The organism is uncultured Aquimarina sp., assembly GCF_947495315.1.
Lineage (GTDB): Bacteria > Bacteroidota > Bacteroidia > Flavobacteriales > Flavobacteriaceae > Aquimarina.
In genome coordinates, this window is sequence record NZ_CANLYD010000001.1 from 324,397 (window position 1) to 350,451 (window position 26,055).

General features: G+C 30.9%; 28 protein-coding genes. 10 read left to right on the plus strand and 18 right to left on the minus strand.

The window, feature by feature from the left end; all coding sequences use genetic code 11:
* Positions 1–434: 434 nt before the first annotated feature.
* The 16 genes from Q0910_RS01460 to Q0910_RS01535 all read right to left on the minus strand — a co-directional run bounded on the left by Q0910_RS01460 (position 435) and on the right by Q0910_RS01535 (position 12,137).
* On the minus strand, positions 435–1,496 hold the full coding sequence (locus Q0910_RS01460; RefSeq protein WP_299211579.1) for a hypothetical protein: 1,062 nt from the start codon (positions 1,494–1,496) through the stop codon (positions 435–437).
* Positions 1,497–1,583: 87 nt separating this feature from the next.
* Positions 1,584–2,201, minus strand: coding sequence for a hypothetical protein (locus tag Q0910_RS01465; protein ID WP_299211582.1), 618 nt, complete (start codon positions 2,199–2,201; stop codon positions 1,584–1,586).
* Positions 2,202–2,216: 15 nt separating this feature from the next.
* Positions 2,217–2,369 (minus strand): hypothetical protein, encoded by a 153-nt coding sequence (locus tag Q0910_RS01470; protein WP_299211585.1) that lies wholly within the window; start codon positions 2,367–2,369, stop codon positions 2,217–2,219.
* Between the two features lie 129 nt (positions 2,370–2,498).
* Positions 2,499–2,723 (minus strand): hypothetical protein, encoded by a 225-nt coding sequence (locus Q0910_RS01475; RefSeq protein ID WP_299211588.1) that lies wholly within the window; start codon positions 2,721–2,723, stop codon positions 2,499–2,501.
* Positions 2,724–2,838: 115 nt separating this feature from the next.
* Positions 2,839–3,300, minus strand: a complete 462-nt coding sequence (locus tag Q0910_RS01480; protein WP_299211591.1) for a hypothetical protein — start codon at positions 3,298–3,300, stop codon at positions 2,839–2,841.
* Positions 3,301–3,393: 93 nt separating this feature from the next.
* Complete coding sequence (locus Q0910_RS01485; RefSeq protein ID WP_299211594.1) at positions 3,394–3,990, minus strand: hypothetical protein; 597 nt, start codon at positions 3,988–3,990, stop codon at positions 3,394–3,396.
* A 95-nt stretch (positions 3,991–4,085) separates the two neighbouring features.
* Positions 4,086–4,394: a hypothetical protein gene (locus tag Q0910_RS01490; RefSeq protein WP_299211597.1), complete on the minus strand. Its 309-nt coding sequence runs from the start codon at positions 4,392–4,394 to the stop codon at positions 4,086–4,088.
* A gap of 398 nt (positions 4,395–4,792) precedes the next feature.
* Positions 4,793–5,245: a nuclear transport factor 2 family protein gene (locus Q0910_RS01495; protein ID WP_299211600.1), complete on the minus strand. Its 453-nt coding sequence runs from the start codon at positions 5,243–5,245 to the stop codon at positions 4,793–4,795.
* 187 nt (positions 5,246–5,432) lie between these two features.
* Entirely contained in the window at positions 5,433–6,122 is a 690-nt protein-coding gene (locus tag Q0910_RS01500; RefSeq protein ID WP_299211602.1) for a tetratricopeptide repeat protein, read from the minus strand.
* 122 nt (positions 6,123–6,244) lie between these two features.
* Complete coding sequence (locus Q0910_RS01505) at positions 6,245–6,694, minus strand: hypothetical protein (protein WP_299211605.1); 450 nt, start codon at positions 6,692–6,694, stop codon at positions 6,245–6,247.
* 230 nt (positions 6,695–6,924) lie between these two features.
* On the minus strand, positions 6,925–7,386 hold the full coding sequence (locus Q0910_RS01510) for a nuclear transport factor 2 family protein (protein ID WP_299211608.1): 462 nt from the start codon (positions 7,384–7,386) through the stop codon (positions 6,925–6,927).
* Positions 7,387–7,543: 157 nt separating this feature from the next.
* Positions 7,544–8,266 carry a DUF2071 domain-containing protein gene (locus Q0910_RS01515; RefSeq protein ID WP_299211611.1) on the minus strand — a complete coding sequence of 241 codons (723 nt, stop codon included), beginning with the start codon at positions 8,264–8,266 and terminating at the stop codon, positions 7,544–7,546.
* Between the two features lie 222 nt (positions 8,267–8,488).
* On the minus strand, positions 8,489–9,076 hold the full coding sequence (locus tag Q0910_RS01520) for a hypothetical protein (protein WP_299211614.1): 588 nt from the start codon (positions 9,074–9,076) through the stop codon (positions 8,489–8,491).
* A gap of 104 nt (positions 9,077–9,180) precedes the next feature.
* Positions 9,181–10,317 (minus strand): helix-turn-helix transcriptional regulator, encoded by a 1,137-nt coding sequence (locus Q0910_RS01525; protein ID WP_299211617.1) that lies wholly within the window; start codon positions 10,315–10,317, stop codon positions 9,181–9,183.
* Positions 10,318–10,425: 108 nt separating this feature from the next.
* The gene (locus tag Q0910_RS01530) at positions 10,426–11,031 is read right to left on the minus strand and encodes an SMI1/KNR4 family protein (RefSeq protein ID WP_299211620.1); all 606 of its coding nucleotides are present in this window, start codon (positions 11,029–11,031) and stop codon (positions 10,426–10,428) included.
* Complete coding sequence (locus Q0910_RS01535; RefSeq protein WP_299211623.1) at positions 11,028–12,137, minus strand: serine hydrolase; 1,110 nt, start codon at positions 12,135–12,137, stop codon at positions 11,028–11,030. The genes Q0910_RS01530 and Q0910_RS01535 overlap by 4 nt, the downstream gene beginning before the upstream one ends.
* Positions 12,138–12,436: 299 nt before the next feature.
* Between Q0910_RS01535 and tssD (Q0910_RS01540) the strand changes: the two genes are divergently transcribed.
* From tssD (Q0910_RS01540) to Q0910_RS01570, 7 genes are all read left to right on the plus strand, one after another.
* Entirely contained in the window at positions 12,437–13,129 is a 693-nt protein-coding gene (tssD, locus tag Q0910_RS01540) for a type VI secretion system tube protein TssD (RefSeq protein WP_299211626.1), read from the plus strand.
* Position 13,130: 1 nt separating this feature from the next.
* Complete coding sequence (locus Q0910_RS01545) at positions 13,131–14,315, plus strand: T6SS effector amidase Tae4 family protein (protein ID WP_299211629.1); 1,185 nt, start codon at positions 13,131–13,133, stop codon at positions 14,313–14,315.
* Between the two features lie 5 nt (positions 14,316–14,320).
* Positions 14,321–15,142, plus strand: a complete 822-nt coding sequence (locus Q0910_RS01550) for a hypothetical protein (protein WP_299211632.1) — start codon at positions 14,321–14,323, stop codon at positions 15,140–15,142.
* Between the two features lie 177 nt (positions 15,143–15,319).
* Positions 15,320–16,162, plus strand: coding sequence for a hypothetical protein (locus tag Q0910_RS01555; protein ID WP_299211635.1), 843 nt, complete (start codon positions 15,320–15,322; stop codon positions 16,160–16,162).
* Between the two features lie 82 nt (positions 16,163–16,244).
* Entirely contained in the window at positions 16,245–16,781 is a 537-nt protein-coding gene (locus Q0910_RS01560; protein WP_299211638.1) for a hypothetical protein, read from the plus strand.
* Positions 16,738–17,763: a tetratricopeptide repeat protein gene (locus Q0910_RS01565; protein ID WP_299211640.1), complete on the plus strand. Its 1,026-nt coding sequence runs from the start codon at positions 16,738–16,740 to the stop codon at positions 17,761–17,763. Before Q0910_RS01560 ends, Q0910_RS01565 begins: the two co-directional genes overlap by 44 nt.
* Positions 17,760–18,608, plus strand: coding sequence for a hypothetical protein (locus tag Q0910_RS01570; RefSeq protein ID WP_299211643.1), 849 nt, complete (start codon positions 17,760–17,762; stop codon positions 18,606–18,608). The genes Q0910_RS01565 and Q0910_RS01570 overlap by 4 nt, the downstream gene beginning before the upstream one ends.
* A 228-nt stretch (positions 18,609–18,836) precedes the next feature.
* Here Q0910_RS01570 and Q0910_RS01575 read toward each other — a convergent pair whose 3' ends face one another.
* Positions 18,837–20,654, minus strand: a complete 1,818-nt coding sequence (locus tag Q0910_RS01575; protein ID WP_299211646.1) for a T9SS type A sorting domain-containing protein — start codon at positions 20,652–20,654, stop codon at positions 18,837–18,839.
* A 644-nt stretch (positions 20,655–21,298) separates the two neighbouring features.
* Here Q0910_RS01575 and tssD (Q0910_RS01580) point away from each other — a divergent pair.
* Genes tssD (Q0910_RS01580) through Q0910_RS01590 form a run of 3 tightly spaced genes read left to right on the plus strand, consistent with a single transcriptional unit; the run spans position 21,299 to position 24,090 of the window.
* Entirely contained in the window at positions 21,299–21,994 is a 696-nt protein-coding gene (gene tssD, locus Q0910_RS01580; RefSeq protein WP_299211649.1) for a type VI secretion system tube protein TssD, read from the plus strand.
* Positions 21,995–22,004: 10 nt separating this feature from the next.
* Positions 22,005–23,498 carry a hypothetical protein gene (locus Q0910_RS01585; protein ID WP_299211652.1) on the plus strand — a complete coding sequence of 498 codons (1,494 nt, stop codon included), beginning with the start codon at positions 22,005–22,007 and terminating at the stop codon, positions 23,496–23,498.
* The gene (locus tag Q0910_RS01590) at positions 23,491–24,090 is read left to right on the plus strand and encodes a hypothetical protein (protein ID WP_299211655.1); all 600 of its coding nucleotides are present in this window, start codon (positions 23,491–23,493) and stop codon (positions 24,088–24,090) included. Before Q0910_RS01585 ends, Q0910_RS01590 begins: the two co-directional genes overlap by 8 nt.
* A gap of 315 nt (positions 24,091–24,405) precedes the next feature.
* Here Q0910_RS01590 and Q0910_RS01595 read toward each other — a convergent pair whose 3' ends face one another.
* Positions 24,406–25,917 (minus strand): DUF6119 family protein, encoded by a 1,512-nt coding sequence (locus Q0910_RS01595; RefSeq protein ID WP_299211658.1) that lies wholly within the window; start codon positions 25,915–25,917, stop codon positions 24,406–24,408.
* Positions 25,918–26,055: the final 138 nt, after the last annotated feature.

Genomic DNA, 26,055 nt, shown 5'->3' on the forward strand with positions numbered 1-26,055 from the left:
GCCCAATAGTGTTAAGGACTTACAGAAGTATGTAGATTTTTTTTGATTTGATATCAAACTATAGAATATTAAATTAATGTTAATAAAAGTAAAAAAATAAATTAGAAAACAAAATTATTTTTGTTTTTTAATTTTTGATTGCCTGAAAATTAAACTTGTTTAACGCGAGTTCGACATAAGAAAATTTACGTCGGTCTGATCCAGAAGAAATGGATTGTGCTTCGGCAAGCTCATCATAGCAAGAATATAGAAGACCTGTCCACCCGTCGTATGGCAGACAGGCAAGTGGTTTTTTAAATAACAGCCTGATTTAAATATAAAATTTCCTTTCTATATGGTAATAGGGGATTGTTGTAAATACTAATTATAGATTTCCGAGTTGTAGCCTAGTCACAAACTTCTTAGTGCCTTTAAAATCAAGACTATAATTGGGTTTACATAATTATTCTAATGTATAAGTATACCATAATGATACTATATGCTAACGGAAATCCATATCTAAAATGTTTCAGTAAAGAAATTCTCTCTTCATTTTCTTCTAGTCTATTTATTCTATGATTTATAATAATGGCTAGTATTCCCAGAAAAATAAAAATATATCCTACAATAATTACATATTCAATAAACGTATTGTAGGGTAGCTTAGGAAGTATGGATGCAGAATAGAAATTGAAGGCAACAACAGTTAGCATTAGTGTAAAACCAACACCTATCTGAGAACTAAACTCCTTTATCCAAAAAATTGAAAACGACGCCAGAATGATAATAAGAAGCGGAAACAGCACTTGCCATTGGTAATATCCAGATAACCTTTTTGCATTTATTTCAAAAACTATTCTGGAATAAGAATTCTTTTCTGAGTTGATATGTGGATCCATATACCTATATTTTTTTGTGGTGATATTAGTATCACTACTTATAAATACCCAATCTTCACCAAGATAGTCATCCGCATTTTCTTCCAGAAACAATTTTGGATTTGTAAAAACAATATGTCGACTACTATAAGAGAAAGGTTCTATTTTTACAAAATATTGTTGCGAATCAAACGGAAACTTAACATAGTCCATATCCGAGCTAAATGTGCCAAAAAACCGCTGCTCGTATTCAATACGTCCATTATCATAGATTTCGATGCTTATGTTAGGGGTTTCTTCACTGCCTTGTACATTGATAAGTTCGAATGCAGGAACCCATAATTCATTTTGCATAAGCTCCCTTGCTCTTGCATTTTCATAGATGATGGATTGTGTCATAGAGTCTTTAGGCTTAAAAGGAGCATCCTCGTCCATCCAGGAATACAGTAAATATCCATCTATCTGATAGGTTTCATTTACAGAGTTTATATTGTATATTTTATTAATACGCAAGGTTACAGAAACTTCTAAAGCATTCATATCAGCAGAAGATTCTAGACCTTTTTGGACACCAGAAAAAGAGTATAATAGCGGAACGATTAATAGAAGAAAATATAATGGATTGAGTGTTCTTCTCATGTTATGAATTTTGTGTAGTATGGATTTCAATTTAATTGTTTGCTGAACCTATAAAAAGTTTTTGTTATGTACTAAATTGCTCTGATTTTATTTATAATATTTGGTATTGTTCTTTTTTTCAATAGGGTTCTCCGTTACATCCTTAACGGATTTTTCCTGATAATCAATTAAGTCGCCATCCAAACCTTCTCCAGCAGAAATAAAAAACAGCTCAATGAAGATTCCCCAGTATTTCCCCCATAATGTTTTTGGTTTCCATTCAACTCTCGTCACTTTTTGGGTTTCCAATTCCTTCTCAATGTCAAATATTTCATCCCAGTTTTTAATATGTAAACGACCGAATGTTTTAAATCTCAGTCCTTTCCTTTTTTTTAATTCAATCTCGGTTTTGTGTTTGTCAAATTTTCGTTTCCTAATGGAATATTTAAGATTGGAATAATTGACTTTGTTTTTACCTCGGTTTTTATAAATTATAGTAATCAAATTTTCGTCGAATTTCAATTCAGTTATAATAGAGTTCTCTTTTCTGAAATATATAAAGTCAAAGATCAGATTAACTATTAATGGAAATGAGAAAAGAAATTTTGAAATGGGATGCCAATTAGAATACTTGTTAATATAAAATAAAATGGCGAATCCGAGGATCATATAGATTATCCATTTTAGTTGATCAGTTTTGGTGTCAGTTGCTTTAAATTTCGTCATTTTTTAAAATATTAATTATTTAAGAATCGCTTTTTTGACACGTTCTAGAATTGGTTCATAATCTTCAAAATGTGAACAACCACCCTCACTCATTACTCTTTTTCCTGCTTGTTTAATCTTTCCTTCTGCCAATTCCCAATCAAAAACATGAAACTCTTTTTTGAACACTTCCTCTAATTTCGAATGTTTATATCCGTCATTTGTTCGTTCAAAATTTTCTTCCGTTTCGATAACCTTTATAGGAATTTCATTACTTAAATAAATAGTTGTTGTTTTTCTACCATATGAAAGCCCAATTTATTCAACGATTTTATGAATGATGTTGTTATTCATCCATACTTTTAAAATTCCACCGCCATCTGTTGTAATTCCTGTCAGTTTGACCCAATCATATTCATTCAATGATAATTCTGCGTTCGAATTTATCGAATTCACTTGATGATCAATTTGTTCGAGTCTATTTTCCTGACCAAACATTACGAATCCAATAGAGAATAATATAATAGCAAATGCTTTTTTCATATAGTAATTAAGAATTATAAAGTTCACAATACAGGTATAGCCCTAAAGTATTTCATATAAGTTGTCTGAAATTTACGAGCTTTTCTGAAAGTATAAATCTTTAAGTACGCAAGTTTTAATTTTTCTGACTCCGGTTTCTATATATTTTTAGAAGGTAATTGATCCTTTGTGTACTAATATCAAGCTCGTTTATAAGTATTTTTTCGTTCCTGTTTCTGTAATCATAGCTTAAATAATATTCGGATCGTCCTCCAGAGGACGAAGGTTCAAAAATGATATCCTCATTTTTTATTTCTGACCATCTTTTGATGCGGGTTCCTTTATAGGCAATGCCTTCTTCAGATAGTATAAGCTGAACACTTCTATCTTTTATAAGTTTGTGGTTGTTTCTTATTCCATAAACGGATATCGCAATGAATCCAATACCTATGAAGTAGCTTAAAGAAAAAAAAGAATAGATCCCAAAACCCAAAAACAGGATAGAAAATTCCATATGGAATAGACTAGTAGGTTTTGAATAGTAGATCTTAGTTTCTTTAGGAGCTTTTTTGTTTTCTACAAATAGACTTTCCAGCATTTTCTTAAAATTTGCTAACTATAATATACAATCACGAATATAATCATATCTATAATGTGTTTCGGATAAGGTTTGTACTAAATACATAGGTTTTTATGCAACTTTCAATACCCTATCTAATACGTTTAAATTTCCAATATATTCAGTTTTATGCTTCCAATTAGTAGCTAGTTCTGCCCAAATTTTTTGTCGATTAATTGCTAATTGAATTAATGGTTTATTTTTTTCGTCAATTTTTCCTTCATCAACTAATTGACCAAACCCAGTGGCAATAACAGAAATGTCAACTGTATAAATATATTGTTGGTCATCAAAATTATCGTCTTCTAATTGTTTTTTAATTAATATTCTGTCAATTATATTTTCGTTGTATTCTGATAGTTTTTTTTCAGAAACACCTTCGATAGTCCACTTTATACATTCGTAAGTTTCTTTATTCGGATTATCTTTTTTCCAATCTCTAAACTCAGATAAAGCCATATCTCCTTCGTCAGAACCAAATGGAGCTAATTCGTCAATACAAGACCAAAAGAATTCTTCGGGTATTAATTCGATAGCTCTTTCGTGAGCGTTGTCTTTATCAATTCCGTAAGGTTCATCTTCTATTTCTTGAACTGTTTTTTCTATTTTCTTTTTAGAAATTTCGTTTATCTCTTTCTTTTTTCCGAAAAGGTTTTTAAAGAATCCCATAATTTTTCCTGATTTTTCACAACGATATAGAGTCACGAATATAACAATATCTATAATGCGTTTAGAATAGAGTTAGTGCTGAACACACAGGTTTTTTATTTTCTTTTAGTAATAATGATTTCTATTGATTCATTATAATCAAACGTTTTTAACTGAAACTCATATTCATTCCAAAGTAAAGAATCATAATGTATGTCAGGTTTACCTTCAATTCCATGAATAGAAAGTGATTTTTCTTCAGTTAATTTGTTTTTAGAGAGTATTAAATATGCTGTTGCTTTGGTTGGTCCATTAGCATAAGGACGTTTATGGCTAAAATATTTTAAAATTATTGACAAGCCATCTTCAAATTGTATTTCTTCATTAAGATTCAGTTTTATGTTCGTGCCGTATTTGTAATCCATTTCTTTTATACTTTGGTTATTATTTGTGGATTGGCAATTGATTGAAAGGGTTATAAAAAAAAGTGCAAATAAAAAATGACTTTTCTTTATTATTATTGAATATCCGTAATCTGTCATAACCCATTGTCTCCCCGAGCGCAGTCGAGAGGTCATTAAACCTAAAGTGTTAAAAAATAAGGTCTCGACTGCGCTCGACCCGACATTCAAGTTATTATTATGAGACATTACGGACAATCAGTTTATTATTTTTTGAATCTTAAAATCGAAAGTTTTTATGCTCTTTTTGGTTTTGGTATTCATCAGTTTCTTATTTGTATATATGAGTACAGCTTTTTCTGCGGAAAATTCCGCCTCAATAAATTGCAGCAAGTGTCATAGTGTGTGTTGTCGTATTATTTTCAATGCTTGCTAGAATCATTAAACTGCCAAAGCACATTCACAATTTGCCATTTACCATTTAGCTTAGCAATATGCATATAATCAATCCATTCATCTGCTATTAGTTTTATTGAAGCCGTTTTTTCAGAAACATCAAGAATAATCACTTCTTTCTTTGGGTTTTCGGGAAACTTATCTCCATTTTGATTGTAAGTTTCAGCTAATAAAATCATAGCATCTGTAAAAGTTTCTCTCAAGTACTCATTGTTCGCTTTTTTATTTGTCCAAAAAGTTCTTTTAACCATTCTCGGATGAGCTGAACGTTCAAACTGTTCAGGTTTTACATTATGTTGAGATTCAATATAGTCTAATGCCGCTTGTTTAATATCTATCGAGTCTTGTTTAGTTTGTCCCTGAAGAGAAAAAGTAAAAATAAAAAAAACTGATACTATTATGATAATTGATTGTTTCATAATTGATTCTAATTTTTGATGTTATCTTAAATATACTATACAAATTTTTGTAAGTACTTTTATTGCGGTTTTTCTGATTTCCAATACTCTTTTTTAGCTTTTTTCTGTCTATAGTATGCAACAAATATTAAAGAAATAGGAAAGAATAAGATGATCAAGATCCATTTAAAAATATTCAAAATCATATTTATTTTTTTTCTTCAATTTTATTTAATAATTCTTTTGCATCTAACATTCCGTATTCGGATGCTTTTGTCAAAAATTTTCTTGCATTTGTTGTGTCATTCAAATAGTAATATGCTTCTCCGATCCAACTAAGTGCATCTGGTAATTCATGATTATATTTGATCGATTGTTCTAAATCTTTTATGGCAAGTTCGTAGTTTTTTAAATAGGCATAGGAGATTCCTCGCTCAAATTCAATTTCGTATTTTCGGACATAATAGTCTGATTCAGTATCTTTTTTGCTTGAAAAATTGATAACTAAATAAGTACTGTCAGATTTAATTGCACCATTTGTTTTTAGAGCCTTGCTATAAAACTTCACAGAGGTTTTATATTCCTTAAGTCGCTTATAGTTATTTCCGATATTCATCAAGGCAATGGTATTATCAGAATCGTACTTTAAAATCTGTTTGTAATCTTCTATAGCTCCGCCATAATTTTTTAGAATTGATTTATCCGCTCCACGATTCAATAATGCAGGCTTAAAATCCGGTTTTTTTTCAATTGCTTTATCTAGGTAAGGTATGGCTTCAGCATATTTTCCTTTTTCTTCTAGTTCATATGCTAAGTCAAAATATTGTTCAGCTGTTTTTAAATCACAAGAATAAAACAAAAGAGTAATAATAAATATATAAATTAATTTTCTTTTCATTACTTACAATAATACTATACAATGATATATAGTTACGAATATAACCATATCCCTAAAGTGTTCTGTATAACTAAAAGGATTTTACATAAGGTAGATTGTTGTTAGTAGTGTTTTTATGCTTATTAACAATCTAATTCAGAGTTCTTTTTGTGTTTAATTCCATCCTTGTAATAATGAAAATACCAATCTACAATTCGGTTATGAATTCTTTTGTAAACATTATTATTATTATTATGTTGGTTTTTAATATCCAAAGCATTTAGATCCTTATTTATTTGTTTGATCATTTTATTATCAAATAGATCTTTATCATTTAATTTTTCTTTCAAAAATCCGACAAAAATCCTGTGGCACTTTTCATCAAAGTTAATATTTCCATAAGCTTTATTTCGCAATTTTTCGAGTACTCTCAATAATTCTCCTTGAACAAATTCGGCCTGACCAGACTCAGGAACAAAATTTTTTTGGATATAATTTCCGTTTTCTGAATATTCCAGATCCTCCATAATCTGTTTATTATTCAAACAGCTAGAGACGAGTATTGCTAAAATTAGATAGAATTGCTTTTTCATATTACTAGAACAATAATATACAATCACGAATATAACCATATCCGTAAAGTGTTCAGAATAAGTTTCCGTAAAATTTATTAGTCTTCATCGTGCAGTTTCGTGTATAAGCATACCATTTTCATCAACCATTGGATAGGAGATTTGATATCTAAACCTTATTAAACCAATTGCGAAGCTTACAACTTCGTATAGTTGAGAAATCATCTTTCTTAGATAATGTACTACGCACATCATTTTGATATTGGAATATCTTTTACGGTAGAGTGAAGATGACTAATTCTCCATTTGCCGTCTGTTTTCTTCCAAATTTTGGTTACATATTCTAGAGTCTTAGTCTTTTCGTTTTTTGGAAATTCTAATGTTCGAACGACATACCCAGTATCACTTGTCAATGGATAAATCTCTAGTTTATCAATTGTAGGAGTTTTAAAAGGCCTCGGTATTGAATTGCAAAATTTGCCAATCATCATTTTCGAAGGTGCCTTACGACCATTCGCTAGAAAGGTTATATTTTCTTCCATTGCTTCCAAAACTTTATCGCAGTCTCCAGCTTTGAAGGCATTTTGCTCGGCTTTAATCGCCGCTGTCATTTCCAATTTCACTGTATCATAGTCAAAAGACTGGCCATTTACATATTCTGAAGTGATACAGAAGAACAATATAAAAAGAATAGAGGTTAGATAATTTTTCATGATTAAGCTTATTATGTTATACAATGTCTATGATTAGTGTCTTAATAGTGCAAAATGTCAACATATATTTGTGTTTTTCGTTGTTTGTTTGGTTAATAACAGACAGTTTGTTTTAATTATCTACTCACGCAGCGGGTACACATGTTTTTATGCATTTTCAGTATGTTCGATTCTCTATTTTTTTTAATCCGATCCATTCGTGTTCAATGTCTCTCATTAAAAGTGCATTGTCAAACTTCACAGAGCCTTTGGGGAAAATGCTTTCATTCTCAAAGAAACTTGATTGGACTTTTTTTACATCCAGAAGAGATACTTTCCAATCATAAGCCACGAGTTCTAATCCGTCAAAATTCTGTTTATCGGGTGAGTAACCAATTGAACCATTCTCAAAGAAGTCAGAAACGCAATTCAGGTTTTCAAATACGCTGTCTTCATTCCATTTGTTAGTTTCACTTGCTTCGATGGATAAGAAGGTTTCATCATCACTAAGAAAAGAAACTTTATAGTTACCTTTTGATTCATCAACAGAAAACTTAGCATGATGATGAATCCCAGGAAAGATAGTACCTCCTGCTATTGCATTTAATTTTGAGGAGGTGTCTCTTCTCGGAATATAAACTCCTTCTTTTAAGTTACCATCTTCTGTCCATTCTACAGCAATTCTGTGCGCTCCGTTTTCAGATGATATTCCGATTTGTTTTGGCAACCCTTTTGGACGTACTTCTTTTAATCTGATCAAACAAATACCTGCAATCCCTTTTCCATTAACCAGTTTTGGTTTAAACGGAGCGGGTAAATAATTATTCAGAACATCCTTATCAACCTGATAATTGATAAGAATTCTTCGGTCAATAATTCCTTTAATTTTAGGTATTTTCATTTTTTGATAATATGGACAGTATCTATTTTTATTAGTTAATTGCTAGAAAAGATAGATATATAGTTACGAATATAGCCATATCCGTAAAGTGTTCAGAATAAGTTACCCTAAAACTTGCGAGTCTTCATCGTGCAGTTATGCATAAACAGGGTTAAACCAACTTCGAAATTAAAGACTTTTGCATAGTGGGATAAAGCAAAATGTCGTACAACATTTTTACTACTAAAACTGATATCCGATGCGTAAGTGTAAATTTATAGCGGCTTCTCCTTTGTCTTCCCCAAACCCGGAGTTTTTAGAAAAGTAATGAATATAACCAACGCCAATTCCGGTTTCATAGTTAAAATGCTTTCCTATATTCCGTCTGACTCCCCAAGTAGGAATTATAGATAGGTTAGATACTATTCTTGCACTGTCATCATCCCCAAATTTGATAAGTAGATCATCCAAACGTAAGGTAGTTTTAAGAGCAAAGAAATTACCGCTATTGCCATCTATTCGTTTTGATGTATTGTTACGCCTATTAAGGTTATAATACCAACGTGGTTCCACTGAAGTAGTAGTTACCAACAAGAAACCGGCATCAGGATAAAAATCATCATTCTCATAAGCGTCCAAACCTAATTCGGTCCGCAACGAAACTTGGTTTGAGAGTTTAAATTCATTGTAAATCCATAATCCGGCAAATCCTGTTTGAATACCGAAAATTGATTTTTCTACACTTGATTCTTGTTTTTTATCAGTTTCATTTTGTGATGTTGCGCTTAATGTAATCACACAAAAAAATAAGGTCAATACGATTTTTTTCATCATTGTTTCTTTTTATAAAGTTGACCACAAATCAATGAATTTATAAGGATTTAGATTGACCAATAGAAGCATTGGTATGTTATAATATGTTAAAAAAGATAGCGCTACCTTTCCAGCATACTTTTTTTATACTCAGAAGGAGAAAGTCCAGTTTCTTTTTTGAAAATTCTATTAAAACTGGTTCTTGATTTAAAACCACATTCGCAGGCAATTCCAAAGAGGTTGTAATTTTTGTATGTATCTAAGTGTATTTTTTCTTTTACAGCTTGCACACGATATTTGTTTATTAAATCATAGAATGTAGTATTCATATATTGATTTAACATGGTAGAAAGTATTTTATCCGTTGTCGAAATTTTTTGTGCTAATTTTCCTAATGTTAAATCCTGATCTAAAAAGGTTTGATCGGTATCCAAAAGAAGCTCAAGTTTGTTCCTTAAGGTTTTGAATTCTTCTTTTTTTAAAGGTGAGATTATTTTGTTTTTTGTCTTACTAATTTCAGATTCTATCTCACTATTTAATAAAAAAGAGGGTAATAACACTTTAGATTGATTTACACCATAATACCCTAAATAAATAACTAAAACAATCATGGCTAATACAGAAAGATAGTCGGCATTCCAAGTGAAATCACCATAAAATGATTCATATACCTTAATCCCTAGATCAATACTAATAATACCAATAGCCGACATAAGCATAATCCTAATCCAATTAAAATCATGGTGTGTTAGATTCGAATATTTATATTTTGTTAGCTTTCTATATTTTGATAATAATCCTAATGAAAGAAATAGGTATAGTATGAAATATGGATTATCAATTCTTATAATAGTGCGAATCCAATCAGTATGTGTATATGCCAGTTCATTTATCCCGAAGGTATTGAATAGTATTGTTGGAATTGTAATACTAATGGCAAATAGGAAAGTAGGTATAAAATGGACTAATGTATTCTTTACTAAATAATCTTCCTCTAAAAATAAAGATTTTACATATAGAAATAATAAAGGACCTAAAGTCATGGTAGTGATGTCATTAGGCAAGAATAAAAGCCCTGTCAACCAAACAATATCGTGCAATAATGCGTAAAAATAGAAGGCAACAGAAAAGAGAAGAAAAAAAAGTACAATTAATATTTTCTGGGGTAGTTCTTTGTTTTTTATTCTTAGTAGTTGGACTATAATTATAGAAATGGTGAAGATGCCTCCCACTAAAAAGAAATCTAAAATTAAATCCATAATGTAATATTTACCCTTTTAAATATTAGAAAACTCATTTTGATTATTTAGCTCCTGTAGATATGTTTTCATAGTATACAAGTCTCGATTTTCTATTTTTTTTCTGATTCAATCTAATATATCTTCATCGATAAAATTACATTCGTTATCAATTAACTTCTTTAAATAGGTCTCAAAACTGTCAGCAATTACTTTAAATTCATCAGGGTCGTGCAAGAATCTTACAATTTGCCCTTTCTTTCCATTAGTTGATGGGCTAAAATCTATAAATAATTGCGAAGTACCGCCATTATTCATACAATCAGAAAAATGAAGCCATTTGATTTTATCTACTTCATTGGTGATTTTATCATCTATCGGCACCTCTTCATATTTTCTTTCAATATAATCCGAATAGTATTTAATGGCTAGATTCTGATTTTCAATCATCTGTTTGGAAGATAATAGATAATATGGATATTCATAAACGTCAGAACCTAGAAAATAAAAAATGACTTTCTCTCCGGCATACTCTCTCCAATATGTTCCATCCACATATTCCATCATACTTACTAATTCATCAGGAATATCTTTATATACTTGTTTAAGTTTTTTTATATCCTCTTTACTCGCACCATCTTTAATTTTTTCGAAATGTTCCCACGATTCTTTCGAATTGTTATCAAAATATGCTTGCTTAAGACCTATAATATATTTTTCTACTGTAGTATTCATTTTTTTAAATTACTATTTTTGATTATAAACGTCGGTAGGAAGATGTCGTTCATTATCGCAAAAGGCAATTTGTCCTCTTGTGAATTGTAAGCGCCTCCGGTAAAAACGGCAACCATGTCTATCTCGGGGATTACCATAATATATTGTCCACCATTTCCAGTTGCTGTTTTAGAAACGACTGCTTTTTTGTTTATGTTAAATGGGATATTCCACCAAAAATAACCATAGTCGATTTCAGTAATTTTTATTTTTGGTGTGGTAGCTTCTTTGACCCATTTCTCGGACACCACTTGTTTTCCTTCCCATGTTCCTTGATTGAGAATCAACTGTCCGATTTTGGCCATATCACGTGAGATCATATACAATCTTTTTCCAGATGCTATGATCTCTTTGTCTGAAGTATGTCCCCAATTCACGTTTGTAATTCCCAATAGATTAAATAAGTAATTTTCAGCGAATTTATCAATAGTCATTCCTGAAGCTTGACTTATTATTTCTGCTATCAAAATTGCACCCATTGAACAGTAATTCGATACTGTTCCAGGGTCATTGATCATTGGCAGGTCGAGTGTGTATTGAAGCCAATCTTTTTTTCTGTAGACTTTATCCTCTTGTCCTTTTGATTTTTTGTCCCAATCGTTACAGTCCAGTCCACTAGACATGGTTAAAAGATGTTTGATCGTAATCTTTTCTTTTCTTGCATCAAGATTTTTATTTGGTATTGGGGTTTTAAGGTATTTTGATATTGGATCATTAACATTCTCAATAAATCCTTTATCAATAGCTATTCCCATTAAAATTGCTCTTATGCTTTTAGTTGTAGAACGAAGGTCGTGTGGTTTCTCTGCAGAGTATTCATTAAAGTACTCCTCAATAATGAGTTGGTTATTTTTTACCAATAGAATGCTATGGACTTTATTTTTTCTATTTTTCATTTGGCTAAATAACTTATAAATCAGTACTGTGTCAATATGCTGTGATTTCAGGTTATTTATTTCCCATCCGTCCCCAAGTTCTTTTGGTGGATGATATTCATAAGTATTTTGTCCATAACAGAAAGTACTTACGAATAGCGCTAAAATTATTAAGTTTACTATGTACTTCATAATAATGGGTTACAATCAGATATGGTTACGAATATAGCCATATCAGTAATGTATCCAGAACAAAATTATCACAAAACTTGCTAGCTGTTTATCATTCATTTTAGTGATTCACTATAGGTACAAAAGTAACTCTGGTATCTTTGAGATTGAAAAATTTGTTCTTACAGTTGAAACTATTACAACAATAATCAAACTTTTCATCGCGGGAAAATATCGCTACATCGAAATAATAGCGTTGTTAACGTTTGTGAACGTTATTTTTGATATTTTCATCTCCGGAATACCAAATTATCAAGCCTATGGCCTTTCAGGCAAAACTATTTATTAATGGGGAAGAGCGAAATGTACTAGATAGTACGTTTTTGTACCAACAACTGATCGATAGCAATGGTCGCCCTAAAACGAGTATACAAGGTGGCAAAATCAGTTTACTTATAGAATCCACTAAGAACGATGAATTGTTCTACGACTGGATGTTTTCTACACATACAATGTACAATGGATATGTTCGTTTTTATAAACGAGATGGCTATAGTAAGTTGTTTGATTTTGAGTTTGCCAATTGTCACTGTATCCACTTACAGGAGCGATTTAATGCAGAAGGTAACAGTCCGCTAAAAATGGAGTTGGTACTTTCTCCAGGGATACAGCGAGTACGAGATGTACTCTTAGAAAAAAACTGGAATCCCAGCAATCCTTTTGATAATACGACTCCGGTTACGGAAAGGGAGGAAAACAACTCTAAGATTTTAGATGCTTATTTTGAAAATAAGGGAGGAGAGAAAATCACTAAGATACGAAAAGGACAAGATGTATTTTTAGTACTTAAGTCGGAAAACATGAATGGAAAACAAGTTGATATCGATTTAGGTATGGATCAAGGAAGCTTTGAGCATAATGGGGAGTTATTGGAAAATAATGTATTAGAAGCTCATAGTATTACTTCGGATTTGATGAAAATAGAATTAAAATCAACAAAGCAAAACAATTAGAATGGGAACCATTATTGTAAAACAATCTGACGATACAAGTAATTCTTATTCAGGTAGTGGAGTTGAATGGGATGAATTTATACCTTTTGTGGATTTAAGTAATCCAAAAGATTATAATACAGCAAATCATGAACTTCCATTAGAGAAGGATAAAGATAATAAATATGTGTATGTTGATTTATTGAGTCAGACTAAGGATAGTAAAAAGAATAAAACGATTACTACTCTGTCAACGGAATTAAAAAAACCAGTACTTCCGTTTTCTGTTGAAAAAGCAGGTCCTGATTCCTATTTTGAAGATGACGATGGATATATAGCTGTAGAATTATCATTAGAAAAAGATAAATATGTGAAGATAGAAGGAGCTACAGCACAAATAAAACTCAAAGGTGATACAGAATATGGGGATAGGGTATTAACAAAGTTTGGGGATATTGTAGAAGTGGAAATTAATATCACTGCAGAGAAAAGCATTGATTTTTATCTTCGGTTTTTAGCTAATGATGATGAAGATACGTTTAAAGGTGAATATGAAAATTTGTTTTGCGGATGTATGAAAATGGAAACTATTGTAGTCAAATCTAAAATATATTTTTATAGTAGTACTGATGGTGAGTTTTTAGGAGAAATTGATTCTGAATTTGAAAATAATCGTACTATTATTATTGCCAATGATAAATATAAATCGTTTGAAAAGAAAAAGTTTATTAGTCAAAATTTTGAAGATGAAAGATTTAAAGAAGATAAATTCAAGTTTGATTGGAGTTTAAAAAATCGAGGAGGGCTACCTAGTTTTGGAGAAATAATTCATAATTATCCAACAAATAAAAACGGTAATAAAGCTGCACCAAGTTCTGACTCTTATGCACATAATCAATGCGCTATTAGACTTTCCTACGGTTTGATTAATTCTAATTTTAGCATTGCTGCATACCCACAAGTTAATAAAACTAGTGAAGGGTATGCAAGATCTTCTAAAGGACTTGCTGATTGGCTACATAATAACGTTTTTGTACCTAAAAAATTTAAAAATCCTTCAGAATTTAAGCCAGATAAATCAAATGGGATTATTTTTTTGTGGGATAAAAGTGAAGGAGGTATAAGTCATATAGATGTATTGTATCATGGTCAGACTGGGTCTGGATATTATGGTGCAGATGAAATTTGGTTTTGGGAATTAAAATAAATAAGATGAAAAGTTGTATCACATATTTATTGATTGTTTTTTTTATTATTTCTTGTAATAATGAAAAAGAAAAAAATAAAGACGGAGCCATTACATCATCTTCAGATAAAAAAATAACTGAAGATGCTGTCAAATTATCAAAAGATAGCATTGTAAACTACATAACAGATCAGGATATTAATTATAAGCCTAAAACTGTCGATGGACATACATGGATTCCAGTTCAATTTTTAAAGTCCATTTATGAAAAAGGAGTGAATAACATAAATAGGAATCAGACGAATTATCCTTTTGAATCTGTATTTATTGAAGATTGGAATGATAAAAAAATATATACTGAAAGCGCAGGTTTAGACTATAGAAAAATTAGAGTCAAGGTTATTAATGATAGTACGTACTATTTAACTGACTGGAACAAGCATCACTATAAAAAAAATGATTCTATTTTTATAGTTAAGCGCAATAACGAAATAGGTTTTGTTGCACAAAATGATAGTATACCTTATACATCGGGTATAGGAATTTTTCCCTTTAAAAATTCTTCATTGATCGAGAATATTCATAGAATCTCTTTGTATAATAAAACATTTAGTTTGCTTAATAATGATCAGTTAATTTTAGATGGGAAGATATCATTTGATCTATCCACTAATACAATAAATAATTCGATAAAATTTAAGCAATATTCACTTACAAGTTATTTTTTAAATGAAAATTATCTTATCAAATTAGACACGACTAAATACTTCTTTAATTGGAAAGGAAACAATATGCATTTAAAGTCTAATCAAGGTGATAGTCTGTTTTTAAAACAGATTAAAGATTAGTTAAATCATCTTATAATTGTCATTTTAAATTTTGATTCAACCCTGCTGAATACGGTACAACGACCAGAAGATTATAAAAATTACAAAGAAAAATATTTATAAAAACATCAAGACGGTTGTTATATCCTGTGATACAACGAAAATTTGTAAATTTAAAGATCTTAGAAATTAAGTTTTATGCGATCTTTGGTTACGTTGTTTTTTATATTTTGCTCATGTATAGCCTTGTCTCAAAATCAATTCACTTTAGATAGACTGGAGAAAGATTTCTCAAAATGTAGTGACTGTAAAGGTAATTACGCATATTTTAATTCTTGTCAGGCGATTAACAAAATTTCGGATATAGAAAATGAACATCTTATAGACTTCAATACAGGAGCGAGTAGGTATTATGGTACCGTCTGGAGGCAACAGGCTGAGGTGACTAAATTAGAAACTGGAATTTCTCTTTATCAATCTTATCTGGAGGAAATACAACCCTATATTAAAAAACCAGATAGTCTGCATTGTACAATTTATGCATACAAAGGACTAAAAGCAGGTTTAAACCAGATGCAGCAAAAACGATTAGAAAAGATTCATAAACAAATCTGGAAATCAAGAGAACACGCTGGATGGAGTATTGGGTATATTTTAGTAAAATATTTTGATTGGAAAGCATATTTAATTATTCATCCCGATGCTAAAGAATATAATCACTGTCTGAAATCTTATAAAAAGAATAAATCATACCCTGTATGGAAACAACCAGATATTCCGTTAGAAGCTCTATATATTATAGGGTCGGATGATGAGGTTGTTAATGATTTATTAGTAGCTAATGAATTTGGATGGGGATTTAGTGAACAAGGGATTCATACTTGGATTACCAGATATAATGAATTAAAAGAGTGTAATTGGTTAGGCGTACCTTCCAAAAAGTATCAAGAATACGATAGCGATAAGCCTCTTTTTATTTCAACGAAATTCGAAGATTATAAAGATTACGATTCCCACGTTATGATTTTTCCTCCTAAATGATTATGTATTATAATAAGAAAATATTTCCTGTGCGAAAATAGAAACTTATAGTGTGATGGGTAATCCGCATAAATAATTAGATATGAGAATAAATCTGTTGTTATTATTTTGTCTTGCAATTAACTCGGCAAGTTGTCAAGAGAAGTATGAAAAAGAAGTAATTTTTTTGGGAGAATATAACGATCAAAATGATCTAAAAGTTTTTAAAGAAGATTCTGTAGTTTTTATTAATAAAGATTCTCTTTCACAAGTGGATCAATTTAAACCAGTAGAGTTAATAAAGCTTATGGAAGCTAATGAATTATACTTTATTGGAGAAGGAGATGAGCCTTTTTGGCAATTTAAAATAAACTCGTCGAAACTTTTGTTTAAAAAGTTTGATTCAGAGAAGGAAGAAAGTTTTTCCTGTAAATTTTATTATGATCAACAATCAGGTTTCAACTTAATGTTTAAATCAAATGATAATAAAGCATTTGGTCTCATAAGAAGAGTGGATCATAAATTAGAATCAGATAACTCTTGTTCTTTAGGACTATCGGATAACTATTTGGTGTATGAAACTTTTATTACAGTAGATGGTAAAATGTATAAAGGATGTGCAAGTATTGATAAGAATTAACTACATATTTGTTTTAAGTATTTCTTTCTTTTTTATTTGTTGTAAAAACAATAATAGAGATAATGAAATTTTGATAGTTTCTGATCCGAAAGATATTCAATCAAAAACTATAGAACACTTTGAGAATGAATATGATTATAGCAAGGTTCCTAAAGATTCTTTAGTATATAAGATTACCAAAAAATGCTTTAAAGATAAATTTGTGATTGGACTTAACTTTTCAAAGAGGGCTATAGTAATCAAAAAGAATAATACTAGTTTTGAAATACCCGCAGTTAAATTAATAGAGGAAGCTTCGGATAAGGAAATGGTATCTGATTTTAATATAATTTGTAATTGTATTCCCGAGGGTTTGTCTATTAATTATGAATTTGACTTATTTCTGTATCAGTATAAATCCATTCAGCATCGTGTTATTTTTGATGATGATAATGTTTATTTGACAAAAGCATTTAATTTTTATAGCAATAGACAACAAGAAACATTATTTGGAAGTGCTTATAAAAGAAAGACGTCTTATTCTTATGATGAATTGGTAGATTTAGAAAGTGATACTACTCAATTAATACAATTTAAAAATTTTCAGGATGAAAATTACGAACAAAATATAGATGCATACTTTAGTGAAATTCAAGAATTATATTCTGATTCTAAATTTGATAAACTGAAATTAATTGCTGATATCACAGTTTTAGAATTAGCATTAAAAAATGTTCAGATTACAGATGCGTTAGCTAAATATAATAATATAGCTTATTATCTAGAACAAGCAAAAGTTTATGAAGAAGCAGTATTCCTTTTAGAAAAGATTGTTCAAAATGCACCTAATAGAACTGTTGCTTATATTAATCTTGGCGATGTCTATTGGGGATTAGATGAAAAAGAAAAAGCCAAAGAGGCTTATAAAATCTATATTGAGCAAATGAAAACTAACAGCAAAGCATCTAAAATACCTAAACGTGTTATAGAAAGATTACAATGAATAGATTAAAAAGATATTTTCTGCTAACATATATAATATCCTTTTTGATAGGATGCAATCAAAACCCTTCTGCTTCCAACAAAAGTGAAATATCGGATGCTGATGCAGCAGTAGAAAGTTCCACTGTAGAAAATAAAGTTCTTACAAAAAGGAATATTCAAACACAGACATCACTCAGTAAGTTACAGGGAATATGGAAGGGACAAAAAGATTTAAATCAGAGTATTCCGTATAGGATTCAATACAACAAAAAAACTTTAGATATACTTTGTATAGAAGGAATATGTGATGAAGGAGGTAATGATAACTCAGTTTTAGAATTAAGTTATTTAGGTTTTTTAGATAAGAACGAGGAAGAAATACTAAAAAATAAGGAATCATATGATACTAATTCTCTTCAGAATGAAGGAAAAGTGATGGTTAGGTTGCTTAAAAATGATATTAATGTTGATGAAAATTATAGTTTTGATAGTTTTTTTTATACAACAAAGCTTACTTCTAGTTATATGTATGATGAAGAGCTCTATAATCAGTCAAGTTTTTTAAGAATAGATGCTCTTCCAAAAGAAATTTTTATCAAGCTCAAAAGTAGATCTAAAGCTGACAATGTTACTTATATAAAAGAGTTTAACATTCAGGAACAATCCAAGAAAGTAAAAATAACAGCTGATAAAACATTTTTTTATACTGAAATGTCGGAAGCATCAAAAAGAAAAGCTTTTTTGGTAAAAAATGATACCGCCTATTTAGAAGATATAAATGATGATTGGGTGAAAGTGTATTATGATGGTAAAATAGTTTCTGGTGGGTATATAAAGCGATCTGATATAAAGGTTTTAGAATGATGGTCACGGATTGCAACCTTAAATCCGCGCCAGCGTGGTTTTTTTGGAATTAAAAGTTTATAGAGTAGCGGATTGTAAATCTATGCTATCGGGGACACCTGTTTTACAACGACTCTCGTGTATGAGAAAGTACCAATCTTTACATTTAATACTTGGCAGTTATGTTTTTATGCATCTTGTTACAGAACGTATTAACCATTCTGTTTTTCACTTAAACATAAATTGCATTTATTTTTTGATTATTTTTCTGGTATAATATGTTGAGTCAGTTTCTATAACTACAAAGTACATTCCATTACTCAAATTACTCATATCTACAGAATATTTTTCATTAATGGAATCATCTATTTTGACATGGAATTGAGATCCTATACTGGAAATAAGTGAAATGTTTTTTATATTTTCTTTTGTGCTGATAACTATTTTTGAGGTCGTAGGATTTGGAAGAATAGTGAAATCATTATATTGAAATGTGTCATTGGATAAAGTAGCCGTGTCAAAAGAGAATCCTGTTGCTGTATCAGTAGCTATGGCATTAGCATTAGAATCCTGATATGCTAATGTTATATCGTAAATACCATCTGCTAAACTGTTTGAGCTAGCGACAAGAATTTCTGGAGTTGACGCAAAATTTAACCCGTCAATGTTTCCACTAAAAGAAGTTGCATCAGATAGTGTTAAAACAGTATCATTATTACTAGCATCTGTAAAAGTTAATGTAACAGAGCCTGCAAGTGGTGTTTCTGGAAGTGTATATTGTAAATCTATTAGAGAACTACCCGGTGTGGTAGAAGCGTTATCCGCAGGACTAATAAGCACTGGAGGTAAGGTAACAACATCACCAAAAGAGAATCCTGTAGCTGTATCAGTAGCTATGGCATTAGCATTGGAATCCTGATATGCTAATGTTATATCGTAAATACCATCTGCTAAACTGTTTGAGCTAGCGACAAGAATTTCTGGAGTTGACGCAAAATTTAACCCGTCAATGGTTCCACTAAAAGAAGTTGCATCAGATAGTGTTAAAACAGTATCATTATTACTAGCATCTGTAAAAGTTAATGTAACAGAGCCTGCAAGCGGTGTTTCTGGAAGTGTATATTGTAAGTCTATTAGAGAACTACCCGGTGTGGTAGAAGCGTTATCCGCAGGACTAATAAGCACTGGAGGTAAGGTAACAACATCACCAAAAGAGAATCCTGTAGCTGTATCAGTAGCTATGGCATTAGCATTGGAATCCTGATATGCTAATGTTATATCGTAAATACCATCTGCTAAACTGTTTGAGCTAGCGACAAGAATTTCTGGAGTTGAGGCAAAATTTAACCCGTCAATGTTTCCACTAAAAGAAGTTGCATCAGATAGTGTTAAAACAGTATCATTATTACTAGCATCTGTAAAAGTTAATGTAACAGAGCCAGAAAGTGGTGTTTCTGGAAGTGTATATTGTAAATCTATTAGAGAACTACCCGGTGTGGTAGAAGCGTTATCCGAGGGACTAATAAGTACTGGAGGTAAGGTAACGGAATCATAAGTAATATTAGTATTAATACCACTAAGAAAAGGATTCCCTGTTGTATCTAAATACCCTAATTGTACAGAATAGGTACCATCCGGCAAAAAAGAAGAATTACTAGAGGCAACAGAAGGACTGTTTATGATATCAGAAACATCAAGAGTTGTACTGTGTTGCCCCGCATTTTCAAAGGTGTTATCAAAGGTAACTACGACTGTCATTGAACCTATAAATGTTAACGTTACGCTTCCTGACATTGCATTTAAGGGTAATGTAAAATCTACAAAAATATCATTAGCAGTAGAGAAATTGGAAGGGGGGGAATTAAGGGTCGGAGTACTTAAAGCCATTGAAGTACTAAGATAAACAGGATTGAAAGAGATATGTTCAAAACTATTTACTTCTCCCGATGTGTTGTAACTTCTACCCAGAGGATTACGATAGTCATGTGCTTGAGTAAAAAACCAAGAAAATAAGATCATAGAAAAAGTAACTATTTTTTTCCATTTAAAAGTGTAGTGTTTTTTCATTTAGAATTATTTTTTATGGTTTATAAGACTTACTACAAGTGTCGAAAAAAGGCAATTATACTTATATCATTATACCTCTCTGTTTATTTTTATTTTTTATTCAATTTATAAAAATATAGTGTATTGGCAAAAATTAAAAGACCTTATGATCAAGTATTAAACATTTTGCTTCGATCAAATATATAGTTTTACAGAATGTGTTTTTAACCATTTTACTTCTCATTCAAACCTCACACAAACCCTTAGCAAATTCTTCTTCAAAACGGGTTCGATTTTTGAATTTCGCCTGCGTTTAGCATTTCAGATTTCACAAGCATTATTAGTTTTTACTCCAGCTTCTGGTGTTAGTGCTTCTAGTGTGTTTACTTTTGCGTCATAATGTTCTTTTGACATACTTTTTTTATTTTAATCGTTATCGCAGTACTCATTACTGCTTCCATTGGTATTGTGTCAAAAGAGCAAAAATATGTTACCAGTGGCTTGGGATGTTTTTGGGAAAAATGTTCTTACAGTTGACATAATTAAAAGAATAATCAAACTTTTCGTCGCGGGAAAATATCGCTACGTCGAAATAGTAGCCTTGTTAGGGTTTGTGAACGTTATTTTTGATATTTTCATCTCCAGAATACCAAATTATCACGCCTATGGCCTTTCAGGCAAAACTATTTATTAATGACGAAGAACGAAACGTGCTGGATAGTACGTTTTTGTACCAACAACTGATCGATAGCAATGGTCGCCCTAAAACGAGTATACAGGGTGGCAAAATCAGTTTACTTATAGAATCCACTAAGAACGATGAATTGTTCTATGACTGGATGTTTTCTACCCATACAATGTACAATGGATATGTTCGTTTTTATAAACGAGATGGATACAGCAAGCTGTTTGATTTTGAGTTTGCCAATTGTCATTGTGTTCACTTACAAGAGAAGTTTAATGCAGAAGGTAACAGTCCGTTAAAAATGGAATTGCTACTCTCTCCCGGTATACAGCGAGTACGCGGGCAGATTTTTGAAAAAAAATGGAATCCCAGCAATCCTTTCGAAGATGCTGTTCCTGTTACGGAGCGGGAGGACCCAAAAAAGGTGACGGACTATTATTTAACAGATGATCAAGGAAATCAAATTGATGATTATGAAACCGGGCAAATAATAACCTTACACATAGAAACTCTTAATCGTATCGGGGATAAAATAACAATTAATATTCAAGACAAAGAGCACGATTTTAAATACAAAGGCAATGTTCTTACTAATGACACTATAAAAGATTTTATAATAGGTAGTGACTTAGAAACGATAGAATTAGAAGTAATGGACCAACAAGAACCAGCTTAAAACTGACATTATGACCAAGTTTACGATATCTTTTGAAGACCGAGAAAGAAGAACTATAATTGCGAACTATATAAAACCTGAAATTATAAGAGGTTGGTGGAGTTATGATAAGGAAGGAGAAAAACTGTATAATTATAAGCAGCTTGATGAAAATAGTAACGAAGAAAAAGTTTCCATACCACTTGGAGAAACTATGTATTTTAACATTGAAGTAAAAGGTATTCTACCTGAAGAAGAATTGGAGTTTCAATTATTCGATTATGATGAATTGTTTTGGAGCAGTAAAGATGGAGATTTAGGAGATAATTTAGATCCTGACGATTCTAAATTTCCGAACGATCCAGTATTTGAAAAATCAAAAGTAAAACAAATAGGTAACAAACGAATTGCTACGATAGAAGTAAAACTACAAGATAGTTGGGAACCTGTTATAGCAGATGATCACGATGGATATATGATGTCTAGAGATCAAACTATAGAATTATACTGGAAGATTCGTTATAAAAATGTTTCAGAAGAATTTCCAAAAGACAAAAATGATGATCGTTTACGAGTTGGTTATAATGAGCAAGATTTGTTTGTGAAACCAATGGTGCAAGGTAGTGGCCTCCCTGAATTTTATGATAATAAAGGTAAGCTAATCATTTTTGCTTTTAAAATGATGGATAAAGTTTCAAAAGCACTTAATCCAAACCCTTATCTTAGTAGCGTATTTGTAAGTACGGTCAGAATTACGGAAACTAGTGCCCTGACAGAAATAAATAAGGTTAAAAAAACACTGTTATATGAACGAGTTTCTTGGGATACCAACGAAAGTGTCAGATTTGGTTATAAAAGTGTTCAGTCTAGTAACTATATTGTCAAAGGTACTGCTACTTTTGAAGATGTAACCCAATTTAATACGGAAAAAACTAAAAAGTTTAGCGACTATTTTAATAGAAGAGATTTAAGGAATGGTTCTGATATCGCAATCAGAAAAGCTAGAGAAGTATTACGTATAATGGATTTTATAAATGCATCGAAAACTGTTCATAGTATTTTTAAAGAGCCCGAAAACGGTTTACAAATTCCTAAGCCTTCATCTGTTGTAAGTGCTATGGGACTTTTAAAAGCTATTAGAGCTATTCCAGGATTTGGAGCTTTGAGCCCTTTATTTATGGTTGCCGATGTAATAGCCACAAAAGTGGTAAATGAAATTATTAATGAGTTTACAGATGAAGCTAAGCTAGAATGGGAACATCGTAAGATGGCAGGATTAAATTCTGCATTAGCTTGGGTACAAACTAAAAATGCAGGAGCTAAAATGCTTAATCTCGATTATATGGAGTTTGTAGGTCAATCTACTTTTGAAAAAATTATGAGAGGAGAGATTAATAAATTTAGCGAATGGGAAAATGCAGAAGAAGACTATAGCTCGAATACTTATACTATTTTTTACTACGTAAAAGAAGAAAATGGCAAAGTAAAATATCTAATAGACTCAATATTTTTAAGGAATGAATAAATTAATCATATTACTTTTTGTACCCGTTTTTTTTGCTTGTAGCCAAAAGTCGGAAAAAATAGAGGTTTCTTTCTTGGATAAAGAATCTTCTTTTGAATTTCTTTTTGATGATACCGACATTGAATATTATAGAGATAGTGTTCCAGTAAGAGTTATAATTAGGAGAGCCGTAGCTTTAAAAAAAAGTCAAACAAATAACGTACCTAGAGATATAATGTTTAGTATCGATACCTTATTTGGACAAACCGTTAACCAAGGTATCGGGTATGCAGTATTACCTTATAGAAATAATAAAAGAGTAAGAATTCGAAACTTTGAATTCAAAACAAATGAGCCTTATGAATTTGATTTTAAAATAATTTATAATGCAATGATTCCTTTAAAACAAAAGAGTAGAATCATAAATAGTTCAACAAAACAAGATTTTAATAGTGAATACGATCAAAATCTTTACTTATTAAATGAGCCTAAAAAGAATCAAAACCTTATTAATAAAATCATTCCAGATAGTTTAAAAGGTTATTTAGCATTTAATATAGTAAATAAGGAAATAGAACATCAATTCTATCAGTATAAAAAAATTGACTTTTAACCGCTTCGGAAAGTCTCAAGACTTCGCGAAATTTTAGGTATACAGATATCCTCAAAGTCAGGAAACTTTGCGGAGCAGGGTAAATGTTTTCCGGTGGGACATAGAAATGTGCAGGATTATACTCAGGGATTAATTTCGAATAGGCTTCTTGTAGTTTAGATCAATATTATTTTCTATTCATTAACGCCACTATTCTTAGAATAGTGAAAGCGGGGGATGTAATACACCAGACAGCAAAGTGTTTTACCATAGTTATAAAGTAAATAAGAAGTTTTCAGCTGTCGGTAGATAGAAGAACCTATAGAGTTCGATATTTTAATTTCTTATATAGCTAACATACACAATTGGGGTGAATCCTGAGTCCAAAGCTTTTTTTCTCCAATCTGTTAACTTCATTAAGAAAATGATTGAATTAATATCAGATAATCTATTTAAATCGGTTACGCGCTTAACTATAATCCATAAACAAATTTTTTGCACAGAAATACTCTGATTATCTTCAATCTCAATTTTACTTTCATTATTTTTTAATAGCAAAATTGTATTAATAGCTTGGTCAATTACGTACCCCAACTTTTGTGGTGTTCCCTTTTTTACAAAGAACAAGGTTTCATCTTTGTAAAGATCCATTTTCTCTACTTTAAACCTATTTGCCAATACAACCAAATCTTTATCTAGGTTTATGTAATCGTCGTGCTGCGCTCTATTATTATTAAAAGTATTTTCAGATATTCCGGAAGTTATATTGAACTCAGGCTTGAAATGACAATCTATTAACTCAACTTCACGCTCAAGGAACTCTATATATGATTTATTAAATTTATGCCATTTACCATCAATCAAACAATATCTATCTGTGTCTACATAGTCTAGAATACTTCTAACAGGTTTAGAAAATCCCCTGCCTTCTTCTCTATCCACTTTAACCATCACTTCATTTACATCTGTCAAATTTTGATGAGTCATATACTCAGCTAAGGAATCTAGAGACAGTTCGATAAAAGTAGATATAGTTTGTCCTTGAGAGTTCTTCTGATAATAACGATATTGAGAACCATCCGAAAATATAAAGTCTATCCCGGAAACAGTAAATTCCTGAGTTTCGATGTCAGCTTCCTCCTGTACTTGTAAAATAGCATTTGTCAATCTATCGTCTAATGTTTGAATTAACTGATCATCTTTAATCAAATCTGCTTTAGGTATTTGAATTATAGGTGGTTCTAAAAGTTTTGATTCAATTTGAAATATTTTTTCAGGTAGTTGAATAGGTGAAATTTCCAGTTTAAGTTGAACAGAAGTTCCAAAACTGGCAACTTTACCCCAAAGCTCTTCATTGATAGTTGCAGCTTTTATGTAGTGCATAGATTCCCCAGTATCATAAGTGAAAATTGTCTCACTTTGATAGGAGGTTATTGACTGATTTTTTTGGCTTTTGTAATATTTAGAGTTCTTGATCTTGAGATTTTGCTCATCAACAATCCTCTCTGCCAGCTTCATTCCGAACTCTGTGTCACAAAATTGCCTAAGATAAAAGTGTGATTTACCCAAACTTATAGCATAACAAATTTGACTAGACTCATTAAAAATCAGTAAGGTTCCGAAATACATTTGATTTTTAGGAATTTCCTCTGGGTTACCTAAAAAATCAGTGTAAAGCTCTGTCCACCAGATATCAATTTCATCAGGTTGAGACGAATAGTAGAAACTCATTTGATATTCTCCTGACTCTATGTTCCCTGCTTCTTCCAATCCAACATTTTCTAACTTCGTTATTAGTCCTTCTTTATTTACATAAGGAATTCGATATATATTATATTTATTTGCCATTCTAATTATAATTTTACTGGTTTAAATGATGATTCTTCTTATATAAAAAAGTGAAGTTTTGATTGTTTTTCACTGGCATTACACAAAAGATTAATTATTGATATATACTAAACTGTAATTTTCGTATGTTATAAACAA